The sequence below is a fragment of the Alicyclobacillus sp. CIJ1 genome (assembly GCF_057538885.1).
Map to the genome: position 1 here is coordinate 1 of NZ_BAAJPH010000005.1, position 285 is coordinate 285.

The following is a 285-nucleotide window of genomic DNA, read 5'->3' on the forward strand; positions in this document are numbered from 1 at the left end:
GCGCGCAAGGGGGAGAATTTGCGCCGAACCGCAGCCTGGGTGCCGGGGCCCGGGCCGGGCGGCCTGTGGAGGCGAGTGCCATGTTGGGCGAAGAAGCCATCACGGCGTTTGGGGCGCACCTTTTGCGCCAGGGCCGGAGCCGAAAGACGGTCATCGGGTACCAGAGCGACTTGAGGGGATTCGCGGCCTTCTACGCCAAGCGCCACAACCTGCCCTGGGTGGTGGAGGAGACCACCGTCGAGGACCTGCGGGCGTATCTCGAAGCGCAGTCCGCGCAAGCGCCGA

The 285-nt window shown here is 68.8% G+C and carries 1 protein-coding gene; it reads left to right on the forward strand.

Features of this window, described 5'->3' with window-relative positions; translation table 11 throughout:
• Nucleotides 1-80: 80 nt before the first annotated feature.
• Nucleotides 81-285, forward strand: a 205-nt coding sequence (locus AC27E8_RS00085; protein ID WP_487111307.1) for a site-specific integrase, incomplete at its 3' end; no start/stop codon positions are given.